The 19,040-nt window shown below is 35.6% G+C and carries 19 protein-coding genes and 1 tRNA gene; 5 read left to right on the forward strand and 15 right to left on the reverse strand.

Annotation, left to right across the window (positions count from 1 at the left end):
• The 11 genes from MZO21_RS07660 to MZO21_RS07710 form a co-directional block, all read right to left on the reverse strand.
• Entirely contained in the window at positions 1-981 is a 981-nt protein-coding gene (locus MZO21_RS07660) for a LysR family transcriptional regulator (RefSeq protein WP_248102684.1), read from the reverse strand.
• A 32-nt stretch (positions 982-1,013) separates the two neighbouring features.
• Positions 1,014-1,685 (reverse strand): DUF1028 domain-containing protein, encoded by a 672-nt coding sequence (locus tag MZO21_RS07665; RefSeq protein WP_248102687.1) that lies wholly within the window; start codon positions 1,683-1,685, stop codon positions 1,014-1,016.
• A gap of 18 nt (positions 1,686-1,703) precedes the next feature.
• Positions 1,704-2,120 (reverse strand): RidA family protein, encoded by a 417-nt coding sequence (locus MZO21_RS07670; RefSeq protein ID WP_248102690.1) that lies wholly within the window; start codon positions 2,118-2,120, stop codon positions 1,704-1,706.
• A gap of 286 nt (positions 2,121-2,406) precedes the next feature.
• Positions 2,407-3,216 (reverse strand): phosphonoacetaldehyde hydrolase, encoded by an 810-nt coding sequence (gene phnX / locus MZO21_RS07675; protein ID WP_248102693.1) that lies wholly within the window; start codon positions 3,214-3,216, stop codon positions 2,407-2,409.
• A gap of 37 nt (positions 3,217-3,253) precedes the next feature.
• Positions 3,254-4,366 (reverse strand): 2-aminoethylphosphonate--pyruvate transaminase, encoded by a 1,113-nt coding sequence (phnW, locus tag MZO21_RS07680; protein ID WP_248102696.1) that lies wholly within the window; start codon positions 4,364-4,366, stop codon positions 3,254-3,256.
• 17 nt (positions 4,367-4,383) lie between these two features.
• Positions 4,384-5,526: an FAD-dependent oxidoreductase gene (locus tag MZO21_RS07685; RefSeq protein ID WP_407061170.1), complete on the reverse strand. Its 1,143-nt coding sequence runs from the start codon at positions 5,524-5,526 to the stop codon at positions 4,384-4,386.
• Between the two features lie 57 nt (positions 5,527-5,583).
• The gene (locus MZO21_RS07690) at positions 5,584-7,296 is read right to left on the reverse strand and encodes a putative 2-aminoethylphosphonate ABC transporter permease subunit (protein ID WP_248102701.1); all 1,713 of its coding nucleotides are present in this window, start codon (positions 7,294-7,296) and stop codon (positions 5,584-5,586) included.
• Entirely contained in the window at positions 7,290-8,453 is a 1,164-nt protein-coding gene (locus tag MZO21_RS07695; RefSeq protein ID WP_248102704.1) for an ABC transporter ATP-binding protein, read from the reverse strand. The genes MZO21_RS07690 and MZO21_RS07695 overlap by 7 nt, the downstream gene beginning before the upstream one ends.
• A gap of 22 nt (positions 8,454-8,475) precedes the next feature.
• Positions 8,476-9,519: a putative 2-aminoethylphosphonate ABC transporter substrate-binding protein gene (locus tag MZO21_RS07700; protein ID WP_248102708.1), complete on the reverse strand. Its 1,044-nt coding sequence runs from the start codon at positions 9,517-9,519 to the stop codon at positions 8,476-8,478.
• Between the two features lie 86 nt (positions 9,520-9,605).
• Positions 9,606-10,334: a UTRA domain-containing protein gene (locus MZO21_RS07705; RefSeq protein WP_248102711.1), complete on the reverse strand. Its 729-nt coding sequence runs from the start codon at positions 10,332-10,334 to the stop codon at positions 9,606-9,608.
• 222 nt (positions 10,335-10,556) lie between these two features.
• Positions 10,557-10,633: transfer RNA gene (locus MZO21_RS07710), tRNA-Ile, on the reverse strand.
• Positions 10,634-11,303: 670 nt separating this feature from the next.
• Here MZO21_RS07710 and MZO21_RS07715 point away from each other — a divergent pair.
• Together MZO21_RS07715 and MZO21_RS07720 are read left to right on the forward strand one after the other, a co-directional pair.
• On the forward strand, positions 11,304-11,864 hold the full coding sequence (locus MZO21_RS07715; RefSeq protein ID WP_154773364.1) for a 1-acyl-sn-glycerol-3-phosphate acyltransferase: 561 nt from the start codon (positions 11,304-11,306) through the stop codon (positions 11,862-11,864).
• A 231-nt stretch (positions 11,865-12,095) separates the two neighbouring features.
• The gene (locus MZO21_RS07720) at positions 12,096-12,845 is read left to right on the forward strand and encodes a YebC/PmpR family DNA-binding transcriptional regulator (RefSeq protein ID WP_154773362.1); all 750 of its coding nucleotides are present in this window, start codon (positions 12,096-12,098) and stop codon (positions 12,843-12,845) included.
• A 421-nt stretch (positions 12,846-13,266) separates the two neighbouring features.
• Here MZO21_RS07720 and MZO21_RS07725 read toward each other — a convergent pair whose 3' ends face one another.
• Positions 13,267-13,737 (reverse strand): Lrp/AsnC family transcriptional regulator, encoded by a 471-nt coding sequence (locus MZO21_RS07725; RefSeq protein ID WP_152873408.1) that lies wholly within the window; start codon positions 13,735-13,737, stop codon positions 13,267-13,269.
• 210 nt (positions 13,738-13,947) lie between these two features.
• A complete protein-coding gene (locus MZO21_RS07730; RefSeq protein WP_154773360.1) occupies positions 13,948-14,712 on the reverse strand; it encodes a glutathione S-transferase family protein in 765 nt (254 codons plus the stop codon).
• 305 nt (positions 14,713-15,017) lie between these two features.
• On the opposite strand from MZO21_RS07730, the gene ychF reads away from it, so the two are divergent.
• Together ychF and MZO21_RS07740 are read left to right on the forward strand one after the other, a co-directional pair.
• Positions 15,018-16,109: a redox-regulated ATPase YchF gene (ychF, locus tag MZO21_RS07735; RefSeq protein WP_154773359.1), complete on the forward strand. Its 1,092-nt coding sequence runs from the start codon at positions 15,018-15,020 to the stop codon at positions 16,107-16,109.
• Positions 16,110-16,290: 181 nt separating this feature from the next.
• Entirely contained in the window at positions 16,291-16,914 is a 624-nt protein-coding gene (locus MZO21_RS07740; RefSeq protein WP_248102714.1) for a superoxide dismutase, read from the forward strand.
• Between the two features lie 183 nt (positions 16,915-17,097).
• On the opposite strand, the gene MZO21_RS07745 is transcribed toward MZO21_RS07740, so the two are convergent.
• Positions 17,098-17,640, reverse strand: coding sequence for a DUF962 domain-containing protein (locus MZO21_RS07745; RefSeq protein WP_248102717.1), 543 nt, complete (start codon positions 17,638-17,640; stop codon positions 17,098-17,100).
• 100 nt (positions 17,641-17,740) lie between these two features.
• Here MZO21_RS07745 and MZO21_RS07750 point away from each other — a divergent pair, with 100 nt between their 5' ends.
• Positions 17,741-18,439, forward strand: a complete 699-nt coding sequence (locus MZO21_RS07750; RefSeq protein ID WP_248102720.1) for a Crp/Fnr family transcriptional regulator — start codon at positions 17,741-17,743, stop codon at positions 18,437-18,439.
• A 44-nt stretch (positions 18,440-18,483) separates the two neighbouring features.
• Here the strand turns inward: MZO21_RS07750 and MZO21_RS07755 are convergent, their stop codons facing one another.
• Positions 18,484-18,963, reverse strand: a complete 480-nt coding sequence (locus MZO21_RS07755) for a hypothetical protein (protein ID WP_248102723.1) — start codon at positions 18,961-18,963, stop codon at positions 18,484-18,486.
• Positions 18,964-19,040 lie beyond the last annotated feature (77 nt).

Here is a 19,040-nt window from a genome sequence, read left to right on the forward strand (position 1 = left end):
TTAAACCTCCTCTGCTACACGCTTCATGCGCACATGCGGATCGAAGAAATGTGCATCTCCCATTCCAGGAATATATTGATTAGATAAAAATGCCCGACAACGGCTAATAAATGCCTGACATACTGTATTTAAAGTTGCATTTTTTGCTGTGGCTAATCCTATTTTCATAGGACGATGTTCACCTGCTAAACGCAAACGAACAAGCCGTTTTCCATCGAGTGAATAATTATTTTTTGGACGTACATTTAAAATGGTATAACCCAAATTATTCGCAACCATTGAACGTACAACATCTACATGTCGAGATGAATGTGCAACCTGCGGACTTAATTTGTGATTACGAAACAGCGAAATAAAATAGTCATTACTAAATGGCATATCTAGCAACACCATTGGATGTTCCGCTAACTCTTCCAAAGTTACCGCAACATTTTTTGCAAGTGGATGTGCTTCACTGACCAATACATGCGGTGGTAAAACAGCTAAAGATTCAAAATTCACTAAGTCATGATCAATATTTAAATCGTAAGTTAAAACGACATCCAACTCATTTCGAACCAAGCTATTTAATAAAACTTGTTGATCATCTTCACATAATTCTAAATTGACACTTTTATATAAATTCGTAAAACCATGAATAATTTCTGCATAAATCATTGGAGAAAATGCACTAAAACATCCTAGTTTTAATGGTCCACGAATAGACCCTGAAAAGTCTGCTGCTAAAGAATATAAGTTCCCCGCCTGACTTAAAATGTATTTGCATTCCTGCATAACTTTTTCGCCAATTGCTGTAACGCTTAAACCTTTAGCATGTTGACGAATAAAAAGCTGAACCTGTAATTCCGATTCTATATGTGCAATTGCGGCTGAAATAGAAGGTGAAGAAACATGTATTTTCTCTGAAGCAATAATAATGCTACCGCTTTCAGCGGTAGCAACGAAATATTGCATTTGACGTAATGAAATTCTGTTTAGCACTGTTGCATCCTTAATAAACACTCAGTGAAGAATTATTCGTCGCCTGGTACTCCATAACTTGGAGAACTTAATGGATTTAATGCCCGAACAACATAATCTTCAACTTGTGGTTCATAAACTTTCCAAAGTTGATACAAGTCTTCAATTGGAGTTTCCGACCAATCAACTCGTAAATTAATTACAGGCCATTCAAGTTTATCGACCACTAAAAGACCTGCAGAATGAACTGGACCCGCTTCTCCACCTACTGCCAAACCTGCTTGTAGCGCAATCATCAAACGTTCAGCCAAACTTCCCGTCGCTTGATGAAAGGCATCTACCATTGCTTTTGGAACATCTTCATTTTCAAGAAGATTTCCTGCACCAACAGCATGTTCACCAATGCACTGCGAATGAACACCTAATGTATGCTTGCCACTAAATGCGGCAGGTTTTTCGTTTGAATTGATCACTGAAAGCTGACGATACTCAATAAAGTCAGTATTTTTGACCAATTCTGCAATAGATTCTTCTGGAGCCAGATCATACTTGATCATATCTAGCAAAATGTTTGCCAAGTATGGATCTGTAATGTTCTGAGATGTAGCAACACCTACACCTGCTTTTGCCTGAATGCACCGCGCTGCAACAGCTGGAGAGGAAGAGCTAATCGCTCCTCCAAATTGCCCCGTTTTATGGCAACGGGCAATAATTGAAAATGTCATCGACAACTTCCTTTATTTTTATTTGTCTGGAATCACTGCTGTTGCATCAATTTCGACCAACCATTCAGGTCGAGCGAGTGCTGAAACCACAATTCCTGTTGATACTGGGAAAACACCTTTCAACCATTTTCCTACAACACGGTAAACATCTTCACGGTAACGAGGGTCAATAATATAAATTGTGATTTTGCAAATATCTTCTAATTCGCCACCAGCTTCTTCGAGTAACATTTTAATGTTGTACATCGCTTGCTCAGCTTGACCTGCCACATCACCAATACACACGCTTTCTGATGTATCTAAATTTTGACCAATTTGTCCGCGTAAAAATACCGTACTGCCTCGTGCTACAACAGCTTGGCATAAATCGTTATCTAAGTTTTGTTCTGGGTAAGTTACTTTTGTATTGAAAGTTCTAATGCGTGTATGTTTCATTTGAGATGTTCCTCTTTTCGGTACAATCTCAGTATGAATTAAAGATGAATTAAGGCAATTTCCCTTTTCCGTGGCATTAATTCAAGTTTTCCTTATTAATATTTATTATCACGCCTAATACGTAAATGACTCGAATATCGTTTATTTAAATGGTTTTTAAAATGCAAAAAGCACTGAGAAGTTATTCTTCTAAGTGCTTGAAAAAAATGAGCTACACGATATAGCTCATTTTTTTTAAAGATAAAGTTATAGAATTACATCAATCAATAATTTTAAAATCTTTGTATTAAGGTTTTTCACCTTTATTTAAACGTGCTTCAATTTGATCAAGTACTTTTGGTAAATCAGCGATTGTGTCAATTACATAATGTGCGCCGCTACTTTGCATTTTGCTATACGCTGTTACTTTAAGTTGCTCTTGTTCTTCGCTTGAACAGTTCTGCCAATCTTGATATGACAAGCCTACTTCATTACCGCTCACCGCAAGTCCAACCGTCCAACAACCTGCATTAAGTCCTTCATGAATTCCCACAACCGTATCATCCACTTTCACTACAGTTTTAATATCAGATACATTCAATTGAATAAGATTTTTCCATAACATATCTGGATATGGACGACCACGTGTTACATCACTCGCTGTCACAATACAATCTGGCACATAACCTTGTTGCGCAGCTTTTTCAATTAATTCTGGCATCATCATGCTTGCATAACCTGTATTACTACCAATTTTAATATTACGCGCACGTAAATCTTTAAAGGTTTCTAATGCACCCGGAATTAAATCTGAACATTGTGGAACAGCCTTAAGTTGATAAGGAATAAAGTCTTGATACAAGCGGTCAATATCTGCTTCATTTGCAGGCTGACCATGCACGACTTTCCATGCTTCAGCAATACGTGGCATGTTTAATAACGCTGCAATATGATCACGTTTTTCCAAACCCATTGGCGCACGTGCTTCACTCACTTCAATTTCAACACCTTGATCTAAAAACAAACGCTGAAATGCTAAAATTGGCGCACAAGAACCAAAATCAACAGTAGTACCAGCCCAGTCAAAAATAATAGCTGTGATAGGTGATGTATTCATGTTTTTTCTCTTTAAATTAAATATGGATAAGTTGGGCTTAGACGTTTGCGCGATAGCGTGTAATGGCTTGTAAAAGGCGTTCAATATCATCAAGATAAACTTCACCAATATTACCTATACGGAAGCATGCTAAATCACTGATTTTTCCCGGATAAATTACAAATCCTGTGCTTTTCAGATGGTAATAAAATGCCTCAAAACTAAAATCATCTTCAGGGTATAAAAAAGTAGTGATAATTGGAGATTGATATTTGTTTTGTTCAATCACACACTTAAACCCTAGCGCTTGCATACCTTTCGCTAAAGTATTTTGACTTGTTAAATAGCGTTGGTAACGTGCAGCAATGCCACCTTCTTGTTCTAATTCTAATAAAGCATAATGAAAAGCATGAACCACATGCGTTGGTGATGTAAAACGCCATTTTCCTTGTTGCTGTTCCATCGTGAACCATTGATCGTACAAATCTAAGCTCACTGAACGTGCCTGACCTTGGCACTTTTCTAGCTGTTCACGTTTTGCCAATACAAAACCAAAACCAGGTACGCCTTGAATACATTTATTTGCGCTTGAAATAAGGAAATCAATGTTCCAATCGGCAATATCAAGTGGTACACCGCCAAATGAACTCATAGCATCAACAATCCAAACTTTGCCTTGAGCTTTAACTAAAGCACCAATCTCTTGAATTGGATTAAGCATGCCTGTTGTCGTTTCACAGTGTACACATGCCACATGGGTAATGCTTGTATCAGATAAAGTCGTAGCAATTTCATCTAAATTTGGAACTTCGGTTTCCGCATAGGCTAATTCAACCACATTAAGCTTTAAACGCTTAGCCATTTGCACCATACGTGCGCCATATGCACCATTATTAATAATTAAAATTTTGCCATTTTCAGGTACACAAGTACCCAAAACCGCTTCTACTGAAAAGCTACCACTGCCTTGCATCAACACGGCTGTGTAGGCATCAACCTGAGTAGTCGCAAGCGCAACTAAGCGTTGACGAATATCTTGAACTAACTGATTGTATTCTTGATCCCACGTACACCAATCACGTTGCATAGCACTACGTACACCACGTGAGGTAGATAAAGGACCTGGCGTCAGTAATAAATATTGGTTCTCTAGCTCAATTTTTGCGTTCATGATTGATTATTCCTAAATTAAAAAATATGTTGTTGTAATTGATGTTTGATCCAACCGGGACCTGTAGTCATCCCTTTCCCTGCAATGGCATTTGCCAAATAAATATTCGATTCTGCTTCTAAGAAACAGGCTGATTGTTCAGGATGAGATAAATACTGCCCTTGCCAACGCTTAAGTAATGGTGGCAATTTAAATCCGAGTTGATCAGCACAATAAGTCTGAATAAATTGATAAATCTGTTCTTGCTGCTCAAATAATGCAGCTTCATCTAATGCGGTATATTCATGACTATCGCCAACAATAATTTGCCCAAGATGGTTTTGTTTGAGTAAGACGTGAATGCCATAGCGTTTCACAATTTCATCTTGTGGCTCAGCTAATAAATCTTGAAAACTTGGACAAATTGAAAATCCAGGATAGCGTGCAATCGATAAACCTGAATAAATTGAAGCATTTAATTGATACGGAAGTGCTTCCGTAATTGCCATATTTAAATGGCAACGTTGTACACCTAAATTTTGTAATGCTTTTGGATAAAGAATCTCAGTGGTTGCCCCATGACAAATCAGTAATTTTTTTGCCTCAAAGCATTCGCCTGTCGCCAATTGAATCTGAGTCGTTCCATGATCTGAATATGCTTTCACTACACAAGCACTTTGGTAAACCTCAACGCCAATTTGCTTGGCATAATCCGTTAAGCGCAAAGCGGCTTGGTCTGGCTCTAAGCTATATTCATCGTCTAAGGTTAATGCACCATATAGCGCTGCATCTGCATTCAAGTAAGAATATCGTTCTAACAAAGTCTCTCGATTAAGATATTTTGCATGAATATTGTATTGCGCTGCTTCTTGTTGAAATTCCTGTAAAACTTTTGCTTGTAAACTATTCGTTGCTAAATATAAGCCTGTACGTTTATTGCAGGAAATATCCATCTGATTTTGAATCGAGTTATAAAATTCCAAACTGTCTTTGGCATAGACATTCCAACAATCATCAGGACGACTGAGCGTTGCACTTCCTAATATTCCAAAATTACGTCGTGTTGCACCAATTGGCGTTGGATCTTTTTCAAAAAGTTTAACGCTTAAACCCTGTTGTTTTGCTTGAATTGCGGCTGAGAGTCCTAAAATCCCTCCGCCAACAATATGTAAATCAGTCATCATAATTATGTTCTAACTTCAATTAATCTATCTAAATATCTAAGGGTTGAGTCTTTTTTATGCGGAGTTACGTTCGCGCCAACGCTCTGTACGGCTTAAATACTTTTTACTAAAAGCCCAATGCAGTAACTTCACTAAGCAAGATGTCAATAGAATCACTACGCTTAAAGCCACAGCAGAAACGGTATCTCCAGCATCATCCATATTTAAAATATCGACAGCAGCTAAACTGGTTTCTGGTGAATATAGAAAAATAGCAGCAGATACAGTGGTCATTGCATTAACAAACAAGTACACCCAAACATCACCTAAAGCAGGCAACATGATTGGAATATAAACTTTAGACAATAATTTAAAACGTGATGCACCCAAAGTCGCAGCAGCATGATCAAGTTGTTGCGGAATTTGTTGCATGCTTTGAGTTAAGGTTAAATGTGGCACAGTGTAGTAATGCATTAAGGTTGAAATGACTAACAACGTCATCGTACCGTAAAGCACCGCCAAAGGATTCGCAGGATTATTAAAAAATAGAATATATGCGATACCTAATACTAAGCCCGGAATGGCAAGTGGTAATAAAGCCAACATGCGAACATACTGTTTTAATTGTGCAGATGTATTAAGACGTTCAATTGACCATACTGTTATAAAAATCAAGAACGTTCCTACTACACTCGTCCAAAAGGCCAGTTGTAAAGAATTCCAATAACTGCTCCAACCGCCATTCACATATTCAAAACGATAGTGAATTAAAGTTAGCGACAAATCATACGGCCAGTAGCGAATTAGAGATGCCAAAATTGCAGTAATCAAAATAAGTAAGATGCTTCCCGCAACAACACTACAAAATCCTAATAAAAACTTATCAAAAATTGGATGCTTCGGCATTTGGTAAGGTTCAGCGATATTTTGCTGACGAAGTTGTTGACGGCTGGCTTGATAACGATCAATAAAAAAGGCAAATAAGGCAGGACATAGCAGTAAAATTGAAATTACCGCGCCCATATTTAAATTTTGTTGCCCAATAATTTGCTTATAAACATCAAGTGCCATCATATTAAATGAGCCACCAATGACTTTTGGAATACCAAAGTCAGTAACTACATAAGTGAATGCAACTAAGCTTGCACTTACAATACCGTACTGAATTGCTGGGCGTGTCACATGCCAATGGGTCTGCATGGTATTTTTACCAAGTGTTTGCGAAGCTTCAATTAAACGGCGATCCACTTGACGAAATGCACCCAACATCAAAATGAATACGGCGGGAAATAACCAAAAGCAATAACTAATTAAAATACCAATTGGGCCGTAAATATTAATATCACCTAAGATATCTTTGAGCACACCTTGTTGCCCAAATAAGTACACCAAAGCTAAAGCAGGTAAAATTGACGGTGCTAAAATTGGTAAAAAGGCAATTGCTTTAAACCATGCTTTCCCTGGCATTTGAGTGTTACTAATTGCAAAGGCATAAATACCTGCCACAGGCACAGTAATTAAAATAGCAAGTACCGCAATCCATAGAGAATTGCCAATTGATGACATCAAAGCTGGATTAGAAAAATAATTACTAAAATTATCCCAACCAATAAAATTGGCATCTGCATCTAAAAAAGCACCGCGTAACAATAAAAGCAATGGAACAAGCAAGCACAAGGTAAAAATTGTTGCGACTACGCCTAACAACACATTGGCACGTAATGAAAAATAACTGCGTTTATATGTGCCATTTTTAAGAATCGAAGTCGCTGTATTTGTAGTTAGCATCTAACACGCCCCGCTTCATCAAAAAGATATAAATGATGTGAAGCAACACTCAACCACATGTCATTATTCAAACTACTGGTATTTTGATGTTCTAAATCGACTTGTAAGTCAATTGCTTGACCATTGCCTGTTTGCATTTGACAAAATACACGTTTTTTCGCACCTAAAAATTCTGTATGAATAGGACGAACTTTAATAACTAGACCTTGAAAATCTACAGGACGCTCTAGACTTAACGTGGCATTTTCAGGTCTGAAACCCACTTCAAATGCAGCTCCTAATGGCATACGATGCTGACGAGTCACAACAGACTCAGACTCAAGCAATTTCAGCGTATGATTTTGTTCAACTTTGCCCGCTAAAAAACTCATATTGCCAATAAATGCAGCAACAAAACGTGTTTGTGGCGCATAGTAAATATTATGCGGAGTATCGAGTTGCTCAATTTTTCCTGCATACATCACAGCAATACGATCAGATATGCTTAAGGCTTCTTCTTGATCATGCGTCACTAAAATTGTTGGAATATTGAGTTGGCGTTGAATTAAACGAATATTTTGTCGTAGTTTGACCCGAACTACTGCATCGAGTGCAGATAATGGTTCATCTAATAACAACAAGTCTGGCTTTGCCGCCAAAGCACGCGCAAGTGCCACACGTTGTTGCTGTCCACCCGATAATTGATAAGGATAACGTGCAGAAATATCAGGTAATTCAATTAAATCTAACAGCTCATTAACACGTTCTGCTTTTTGAGCCTTTGACCATTTTTGATCATTTAAGCCAAATGCAATATTGTCTGCGATGGTTAAATTTGGAAACAGTGCATAGTTTTGAAATACCACACCACACTGACGTTTAGCAGACTTTAAACGAGTTATATCCTGCCCTTTTTTAACAATTTTTCCATAATCTGGTTGTTCTAAACCCGCAATAATGCGTAAAAGTGTGGTCTTACCACAGCCAGATGGACCTAGAAAACTGATCAATTCACCGGCTTTTAAATCTAAATTAATATGCTCCAATACACGCTTATCTTGATAAGCTTTTTGAATATCGGCAATTTCTAAAATGGCTTTCCCCTGCTCGATGACATAGGTACTCAATTGTGATTTGCCATGTTCACTGACATGCTGTAAAGCTGATGGAATATTCATAATATTATCATTTAAGTCAAAATTAATGTTCAAATTGAGCAGACCAGCGTTTTAAAATACTGTCTCGTTGTTGTGCTGCCCAATCAAAATTGTGTGGAATTAATTTTTCTTCGAGATCTACAGGCATCCCCTTATGTTGAGGTTTGACCTTTTGATGCGCGACTAGTCCAAAGTTTTGTGCATAAAGTTCATTCGCTTCTTCACTCACTGTCCAATCAATGAATTTTTGTGCACTACTTAAATGTTTTGTACCTTTTACAATCGCAGAAGCTTCCATCTCCCAACCTAAACCTTCTTTAGGATAAACCAGCTCTAATGGAGCACCTTGTGCTTGAAGCTTTAAGCCTGGATATCCAAATGAAATACCAATTACAGCTTCGCCTTGAGCTGCCATTTTGCATGGCTTAGAACCTGAGTGGACATATTGGGAAATATTGCGGTCTAGATCTTTCATATATGGCCAAGCTTTCTGCTCACCAAAAATTTGAATCCATGCAGTAACATCTAAATAGCCTGTGCCACTTGATGCTGGATTAGGCATGACAATCAAATCTTTGTATTGTGCTTTGGTTAGATCTTGCCAAGATTGCGGTACAGGTAAATTACGTTTTTTTAATTCAACCGTATTTACACATAATGCAGATTCCCAAGCAGTCATGCCTGTCCACGTTGGAATAGTTTTTTGACTATAAAAGTTCGGTTTTAATGCTTCTATATTTTTAGGTCGATAAGGATGAAGTAAGTTCTCTTGATCCATAACCAAAAGACTAGTTAAGGCTAACCCCATAACCACATCAGCTTGTGGTTTATTTTTTTCAGCTAAAAGTTTTGCGGTCACGATTCCTGTTGAATCACGTACCCATTTAATTTTAAGTTCAGGATGGGCTTTTTTTAGTGCCCATTGATAGCGGCTAAGCTGATCTGTTTCTACAGCGGTATATACGGTTAATTCTTCTTGCTTTTGACTCACGCTATTGGTGGTACAACCAGAAAGTAACAATGAACTTAATAGTGGTACTACACAGAACCAACCGTATTTTTTTTGATTTAACTTGTTCAGACGCATGGCACATTCCCGATGAATGTAATTCTCTTATGCGTCTAATTTAATCAGTAATTTATGACAGTTTAATTAATCTGGTTTAAACCAGTTTATTGTGCTTCGAAATGTAAATCTAAAATATCATGTAACCAATATTCTTGATTAACATCAGTAATTACACCAAATTGATCACGATTTGTTCTTGAAATATATAATCCCATACTACCTACATTTACATGTAAGGCTCTAGCCTGTTGCTCGGCCAATGCAGCAGGATACAAATGTATATGTGCTCGTGTTAAATATCTTTGGTAATTCTTCGCCATTAATTCAGTCATGGATTGGCTTAAATCATGCGTGAATAAATCAGGAAAAATTTGCGTTTTAATTCGCAAATGCTCCACCACAACAGGGCGACCATTAATACATCTTTTACGCCAAATTGAATAAATATCTTGACCTAAATCTACATCAAGATGTTGTGCATCCCATTCTGTAGCAGGTAAACGTTGCATGGAGAGCACTTCTGTACTTGGTAATGCACCTTGTTCAGTGACGTATTGATTAAAGCTTTTTGTCGATTGAGGGCTATAAATAATGCGTGGTGAACGCACAAACCAACCTCTACGATCTAAACGGTAAATGAGCCCTTCCATCTCCAACATTAATAAGGCTTCTCTAACCGCAACACGTGTGGTTGCTAGCGTTTCAGATAATACACGTTCTGAAGGTAACTTTTCATTGCTTTGCCGTTGACCTGATTCTATTTGATGAGCAAGAGCATCGCGAATAGGCATGTATTTGGGGATACGTTGCAAAGGTGAAGTTAAGTCAGACATAAATTATCTGTAAATTAAAATAAAAGTGATGATAACAAAATATATTGACGTGAATATGACTTTTCTGGATTAGATCTAAAGTCTGAGTGCTTTATTTTTATAATTTTGCGAACATTTTTAGCATGAAAGATATCGTTTAATAAGCCTGCTTACATAGTGCTTACATGGATTTTACTATAAAAAAAGCACCTAAGAGAATCGCTCTTAAGTGCTTCATAAATTTGGTGGGCCCAGACAGACTTGAACTGTCGACCAACGGATTATGAGTCCGCTGCTCTAACCAACTGAGCTATAGGCCCTATATATTGAGTTTATTGATACAATAAGTTCAATCGCCAAGAATACTAACCAAGTAAAATACAAAATACAAGTAATTTAGAAAACAAGTGAATATTAATAGAACAATAATAAGATCATGAATTTAAATGATTTGTTTGTTTTTCAAGCACACCATTTTAAAAATATAATTATTAAAAAATTTAAATAATTGAACAATCAATTTACAGAGAAAAAATAATAAGTAACATCAATATGTTAAAAAATAAACTCCAAAAAATTAAATCTCTTTAGAATCTAAAAACTCTTCTTTTTTACGCTGTAGAGTAAATTCAACAACAGACCATAGCACCACTATAGAAAACATTACCATAATAAATAGTGAAAAATATGTCATCTGCGACTCCAAAGTCTAATTTAAGATAAATAACCAAGAGTTTTAATTTGCGACGAAAGTCTAATAACTATTTCTAATTTTGGATAGTATTAAACCAAAATTTTTTAATATTTATTTCTTATCAAACAATACTTTAATTATCTTAATTATAATTTTCTTCATAAAAAATCACATTCCAACCTTTCTTTAATTCTAATTTTCAAATCAATCTAAGCACCTTTTATAAATTTAATGTTGACTGTTTTTAATAATAAGTAGAAATTAGGCATGTTAAATTTATGTGTTATTTCCCTATTATGCTTAAAAAATTTATTGGTGATGCTGCTTTCAAAGTATCAGGTTGGACATACAAAGTTGAAGAAAATGTACTTGAAGATAAACAAGTTATTGTCGGCTTTGAACATACGTCTATGATGGATGCTGTACTTTCTATTGCACTATTCCAAATTTACGATTTGAAAATTCACACTCTAATAAAAAAAGAATTATTCAAAGGGCCTTTTAAGCCACTTTTAGATGCTGTTGGTGGTATTCCTGTAGACCGTAAATCTAGTAAAGATATCGTGTCACAAATGGTTGAGCTTTTTGAAAAAAATGACAAGTTCAACTTAGTCATTGCACCTGAAGCAACACGTGCGAAAAATGGTGAAGAACGTCGCCCTATTCGTACAGGTTTTTGGCATATTGCAAAAGCTGCAAATGTTCCAATTGTTTTAATGTATGCAGATTCTAAAAATAAACGTGGCGGTATTTTAGGAAAAATTTATCCTACAGAAATCAACCACGATTTGGCGCTACTAAAACAGCTTTATAAAGATAACGTTGGTTTAGATATTGTTATTCCAGAAGCTAAATAATAAATAAGGGATATAACGTTTATATCCCTTTTTAATTTTGTATTTTTAAATGCTTTAAATCTAGAAATAACCTTTGATATTTTCTATTTTGTTACAAAGGCACATATTTCAAAAAAAAGTTTAACCAAACTGAACAAATCTTGATTTTAAACTCTTTATCCGAAAAAACGGCTTATGGTAGAATTTGCACAATTCGATCGGCATACAGCCAATCTACAAGGAGCATTTCGCATGGCGGGTCATTCCAAGTGGGCCAATATTAAGCATCGTAAAGCAAAACAAGATGCTAGCCGAGGTAAACTTTTTACCAAATACATCCGTGAATTAACAACTGCTGCAAAACTCGGCGGCCCAGATGCAGGAAGTAACCCTCGTCTACGTGCTGTTGTGGAAAAAGCATTGTCTGTAAATATGACACGTGATGTCATTAACCGTGCTATTCAACGCGGTGCTGGTGGCGATGACAACGACGATTTAAAAGAAGTAACTTACGAAGGTTACGGTGTTGGTGGCGTAGCAGTTATTGTTGAAACAATGACAGACAATCTAAACCGTACTGTTCCAGATGTTCGTCACTGCTTCTCTAAAACTGATGGTAACTTAGGTACTAACGGTTCTGTTGCATTCTTATTCACAAAACGTGGTGAGATTACTTTTGAAGATGTTTCTTTAGAAGATCAAATCATGGAAGTTGCATTAGAAGCTGGCGCAGAAGACATTGAAGTTGATGAAGATCAAATCTTAGTCATTACAACACCTGAAGCATTTGGTGATGTTCAAGATGCTTTATCTGCTGCTGGTCTTAAATCAGACAATGCAGAAGTTGTGATGAGCCCTTCTACAAAAGCTGAAATCACAGATATCGAACAAGCGAAAAAAATCTTAAAAATGATTGATATGTTTGAAGATCTTGATGATGTTCAAAACGTTTATACAAACGTTGAATTCTCTGATGAAGTTCTTGCAGAATTAGATGCATAATCTCTTTAAGTAAAAAAACGCACCTGTAGGTGCGTTTTTTATGCTTTTTGAAATACAGTGATACATTCCAATGCCTTATAACGGCCATTCCATCGCAACATGAAAACTCAATGTAATAACTAAATAAATTGGCAAAGTAATCGCCCAAAGAATAAAAGCAGTGAATAGTCTAAATCCATATTTTTTGATTGTTATATGCTGTTTAAATAATACTAAACTTCCCCACAGCCATAATAAATACGTCAACGCATACCAAAGTAAATCTAAATATTTTGAATATATATACGGCACTTTAAAGTGGACATAAAAAGCATCTAGCCCTATCCACAAGAAGGCAATTAAAATACCTATACAGAAAAATCGAATAAAGAATTTCATCTATTAGATGTTACCTGAATTTAACAATGAAATTTAGCCAAAGCTAAACTCCACTGAGCAATCCACTACAATTAAATACGTTATATTCTTTAATCACAAAGCTCGAATGTAGCGCAACAACGTGTTCTATTTTTCCAATTCTACGCAGCAACACTTCACTATAATTTTCCATGTCTTTTGCAATCACTTCGACAATAAAATCTGCCGATTGCCCCGTCACTAAAAAGGCATTAATTACTTCAGGAATACTTTCAAGTTCTTCTAAGAATTTTGCAAAAGTATCTGTGTCATGTTTACTGAGCGAAACTTGTAGTAAAACATGTAAACTAAAACCTAATTTTTGGTAGTTAATATCACGTTTTAAACCTGAAATAACTTTAGTATCTATTAAATTTTTAATACGTCGATGTACCGAGCTGACAGATAGATTAATACGCTCAGACAGTTCATTTAGATTGACATCTTCATTGGTTAGAATTTCCAATATATGCTTATCGTAACGATCTAATTCCATCATATCCTCCTGTTATTTTTTATGTTTTGCACAATTCGATAAGATTGACATTAGGTATAACATAGTTAATTGAAAAACTTTTCATTTAAATTACTTTTCAGCGTATTTTTTTTGATCATTAAACTATATTTATAAAAAAATCCGTACTTTTTTTCAAAAATACGGAATTATTCTAAGAATGAATTATGAAAATTTGAAGACTTTAAAAATTTAAACGCCTCGCCAATCTACTCGAGCGTTACGTTCAGTTTGATAAATTCGAAGCACATATTGCCCCAAGGGCATATCCGTTAAAATTGCTTTAAATTTTCTAAACTCTTCAGATGATATTTCACCATATTCTTTTTCCCAAGGCGTCGCTTCAATTTCTAAAATTGGTGCAAGCATTGAACAAACAGCAATATCGGCTAAACCCAATCGATCTCCGACAAAATAGCGCCCTTGTTGATCAATTAGTTTTTGATTTAAGGTATTTACCAAATCATCCATTTTAAGTTTTGAAGCTTGTATTTCTGCTTCATCTAACTTTAAACCTTTAGAAACTAAGCTTTTCATAATGGGTTTTGAATATTTTTCAAATTGACGTAAATAGCCTTTTTCACCAATTAAAAGATCCAAAGATTCTTCATCTTTTGATAATGCATGTGCCATTGTCCAACGGCGGACATGACGTCCTAATTCATTTGCCAAATCATTAATTTCTAAAGCTTCGGTTCGTTGTAATTTTTCTGCACGTAATAATGTTCTTTCTGGGTATATCTCATCTAAATACAAAGCAATTTCTGTACTGTCTGCAATCCATCTTTCCTGATCATGCAAAATAGGCAGTTTATATTGCCCTGTTTTTAATTTGGCAAATGCACGATGCACAATTGGGACTAAATTATGCGCCACATATTCCAGTTCTTTATGATCAAGCATCCAACGTGCTTTTTCACAAAAATGTGATAAAGGAAACTGGTACAAAGTTCGCATAAATTCTCCGTAATCATAAAATACAACTTGTTCTTATGTTCACTACTTTAGACATAGCCTTTATAAAATACAATGTCCAAATAATTTGTATTGGCGATTACCACTTCATCAAACCTCAATTTATATAAATTAAAAATATGAACTCATTTGAAGGTAAATCATTTTCTTGCTTTTAGATAAACGGAAAATATAAAAGTCTTTATTCATCACACTTTGCAAAAAAGCGACCAGCCATGACCTGACTTTGTCATGGCTTTCATGTAAAATCATTCACAATTTTTATATAACACTTTGTGAGTCATTTCATGGGTTTTAATTGCGGTATTGTCGGCTTGCCGAACGTTGGTAAATCTACTCTTTTCAATGCATTGACTAAAGCTGCTATTGCTGCAGAAAACTTCCCATTCTGTACTATTGAACCAAACACAGGTATTGTTCCTGTTCCAGATCCACGTTTAGACAAACTTTCTGCAATTGTAAATCCACAACGCGTACTTCCAACAACAATGGAATTTGTGGATATCGCAGGTTTAGTTGCTGGTGCATCTAAAGGCGAAGGCTTGGGTAACCAATTCCTTGCTAACATTCGTGAAACAGATGCAATTGCACACGTAGTTCGTTGTTTTGAAGACGAAAACGTAATTCACGTAAATGGTAAAATTGACCCGTTAGATGATATCGCAACTATTAACACTGAACTTGCACTTGCAGACTTAGAAACAGTAACTAAAGCAGTCACTCGTTTAGCTAAATCTGCAAAAAGTGGCGACAAAGAAGCTGTTGCAACCAAAGCCGTTTTAGACAAAATTCTTCCATTATTAGATGAAGGCAAACCTGCTCGTGCAGCTGACCTTGATGATGACGAACGTAAACTTGTACGTGGTTTTGGTTTAATGACTTTGAAACCAACAATGTACATTGCTAACGTTGCTGAAGATGGTTTCGAAAACAACCCTCATTTAGAAGCTGTTAAAAAATTAGCTGCTGAAGAAAATGCGATTGTTGTTCCACTTTGCAACCAAATTGAAGCAGAAATTTCTCTACTTGAAGATGAAGATCGTGCTGAATTTTTAGAAGCAATGGGCATGGAAGAACCTGGTCTTAACGTAGTTATTCGTGCGGGTTATTCACTTTTAGGTCTGCAAACTTACTTCACAGCAGGCGTACAAGAAGTTCGCGCTTGGACTGTTAAAGTAGGTGCTACAGCACCTCAAGCAGCTGGTGTAATTCACACAGATTTCGAAAAAGGCTTTATTCGTGCTGAATGTATTGCTTACGATGATTTCGTTCAATACAACGGTGAAGCTGGCGCGAAAGAAGCTGGTAAATGGCGCTTAGAAGGTAAAACTTACATCGTTCAAGATGGTGACGTTTTACACTTCCGTTTCAATGTATAAATTATATTGAACAAAAAGCCCCGACTCGGGGCTTTTTATTATCTAAAACTTATTACCTATGCCAAATAGCCAAATAAAAATAAATCTCAAACAATAATAATTATCATTAGTGTTTACACAGCAATAAGATTCCCCTAAACTCATTCCAACTAAAATACCAAACTATAAATAGGATGAATCCATGGCTTATTCTCTACCCGCTTTGCCTTATGCATATAACGCACTTGAACCAAATTTAGATACTAAGACAATGGAAATTCATCACACAAAACATCATCAAACTTATATCAACAATATAAATGCAGCAATTGAAGGCACTGAGTGGGAAAAGCTTTCTGTTGAAGAGTTGGTTTCAAAAGTAAATGAAGTTACTGCTGAGTTAAAAAATACTGTTATTAATAATGCGGGCGGTCATGCCAACCACTCTCTATTTTGGACAGTTATGAGCTCAGATGGTGGTGGTCATCCTTTTGGACAAGTGTCACTTGCAATTGAACAAGAACTTGGTGGCTTTGAAAATTTTAAAGATGCTTTTACAAAAGCTGCAATCAGCCGTTTTGGCAGTGGTTGGGCTTGGCTAAGCGTAACACCTGAAAAGAAACTAATTGTAGAAAGCAGTGCCAATCAAGACTCGCCTCTCATGCATGGCAATACTCCTATTTTAGGCTTAGACGTTTGGGAACATGCCTATTACTTGCAATATCAAAACCGCAGACCTGAATATATTGCAGCTTTTTATAACGTTGTGAATTGGCAAGAAGTGAACCGTCGCTATTTAGCAGCAATGCAATCAAATCAACAATGACAAATACGCTTATGCCGCCCTTAAAAGTCATTCGATTTTATATAGGAATATTCATTTTATTATTTGGATCTTTTCTACTTTTAAAATCTATTTGAGACATCTTGCAACATCTTTCATATTCAAAATAAAAGCTCCAAATTTGGAGCTTTTATTTCTATAAAAGATATTCATAAATACAGAATATTAATCTGCATTTACAACTTTAATAGATTTTTGATCCATCTCTGAACGCAACCTTTTAGCCTCTGCTAACATTCTTTCTTCAAGTGATTTTCTTAAACCAATTAAGAAAACCAATTCAGCCAATACGAACAATGGCCCTACTGCTAAACCTACAATATCATCCATAAATGCGGGTTTTTTCTTTTCATAAAAATGACCAATGAACTGAAAAACCCACCCTATTACAAAAGTTGCAATGCTAAATGTAAACCAATGCATCATAGACATTTCTGTAATAATTAATGCATATGGGTAAGCAATTGCAAAAATTGCTGCCATCACCACACCAAATATCACATCCAAACTTAAGTAATAAATCACGCTAACAACAATAATTAGTAATGCCAATGTAACTGGAAAACCTGCCACAACAAATCCTGCTTTTGCAGTTAAACAAATAATTGCAAACACAATAAGTGGGATGCCAATAAAATGCGTCAATATATTTTTACGATCTAAATGATAAGCTGCATATTGGCTTAATAATTTTTCTAATTTAGTCATAGCAATCTCCTTGCTTATATTCTTCTTACAATATATAAGATAATAAACAAGCAAGTTGTCGGTTACCCGACATTTAAAATTATAAGAAAAAGGACGTTTTATGTTAGATGCACTCTATGTAAAACAATTAGAAAATAACGTATGGTTTTCTGAACTTCCCTCTATTTTTCAAAACTTTATTTTAGATAAAGCCCAACTTTTACATATTAAAAAAGATCAAAATATTTTTCTTTCAGGCGATACATTTAATGGTATTTATGCGGTTTTAGAAGGAACAATTAGATTAGGCTATATTAATATTCAGGGAAAAGAAGCTGTTGCAGCAATTGTTGAACCTATTATGTGGTTTGGCGAAATTTCATTGGTCGATCAACAACCTCGTTCACATGATGCTATTGCAGTAAGAAGTGCAATTATTTTACATATTCATGCACAAGATTTAATTCAGCTTTTAGAACAACATTCACAGTTTTGGTTTTATATTGCAAAACTTACAACTCAGAAATTACGTTTCGCATTTTTAGAACTCATTTCTATTCAAACGCAAACGATTTATCAACGACTTGCGCAGCGCTTAATCACCATTCTTGGTGGATATGGAAATTTACTACATATTGAAAATAACATCATTCATTTATCTCAAGAACAACTTGCACAAATGCTTGTATGCTCCAGACAAACCATTAATCAAGAGTTACACAACTTAGAAAAAGAAGGCATTATTCAAGTTTCATTTAAGAAAATAGAAGTAATTGATTATCAAAAACTTCAAAATATTGCTTACAACCTAAATGATTAAGAAGCAGAACCTTATGTTCTGCTTTTTTTGAAGTTACTTAGAAATTAAACACCAATTTTTTTCGGGTCTGTATTACCTAGTTCAGGATTATCAATTGCACCCTTACACTGTGCTTTATCTCGTTCATAATCTGCTTTTTTCTGAGCAACATCACTTGATTGATCAATCGTTTCACGTGCCCAAATTTCTAAACTAGTCAATGCTTTACGACATAAAGCATATTTACCTTCAGTCACAGAATCTGTCATTTTTACATTAATGCGCCAATCTGTACTTAATTTACGTGCAGGTTTACGTACTTGTTCTTCTAATTGATCAACCTTATTTGCATAAATAAGTGGATCAACTTGATTTATAAATTCCCACGCAGCATGTGCATAAGTGGTTGCATCATTGGTTAACTTAGGTGCAGCCTTAATTTCAACTGTTTGATCTTTCGATTCATTATTGCCACACGCTTGTAATAAGAACCCACTGCTCAACAAAGAAACTATTAATAAAGAACGAACATTAAACTTCAACATTTTACGCATGCTACCCAAAACAATCAGGCACTATGCTAGTAAATTCGGCTAGAATACTCAATCTACATTTATTTATT

The organism is Acinetobacter portensis (assembly GCF_023158935.1).
GTDB classification, from domain to species: domain Bacteria; phylum Pseudomonadota; class Gammaproteobacteria; order Pseudomonadales; family Moraxellaceae; genus Acinetobacter; species Acinetobacter faecalis.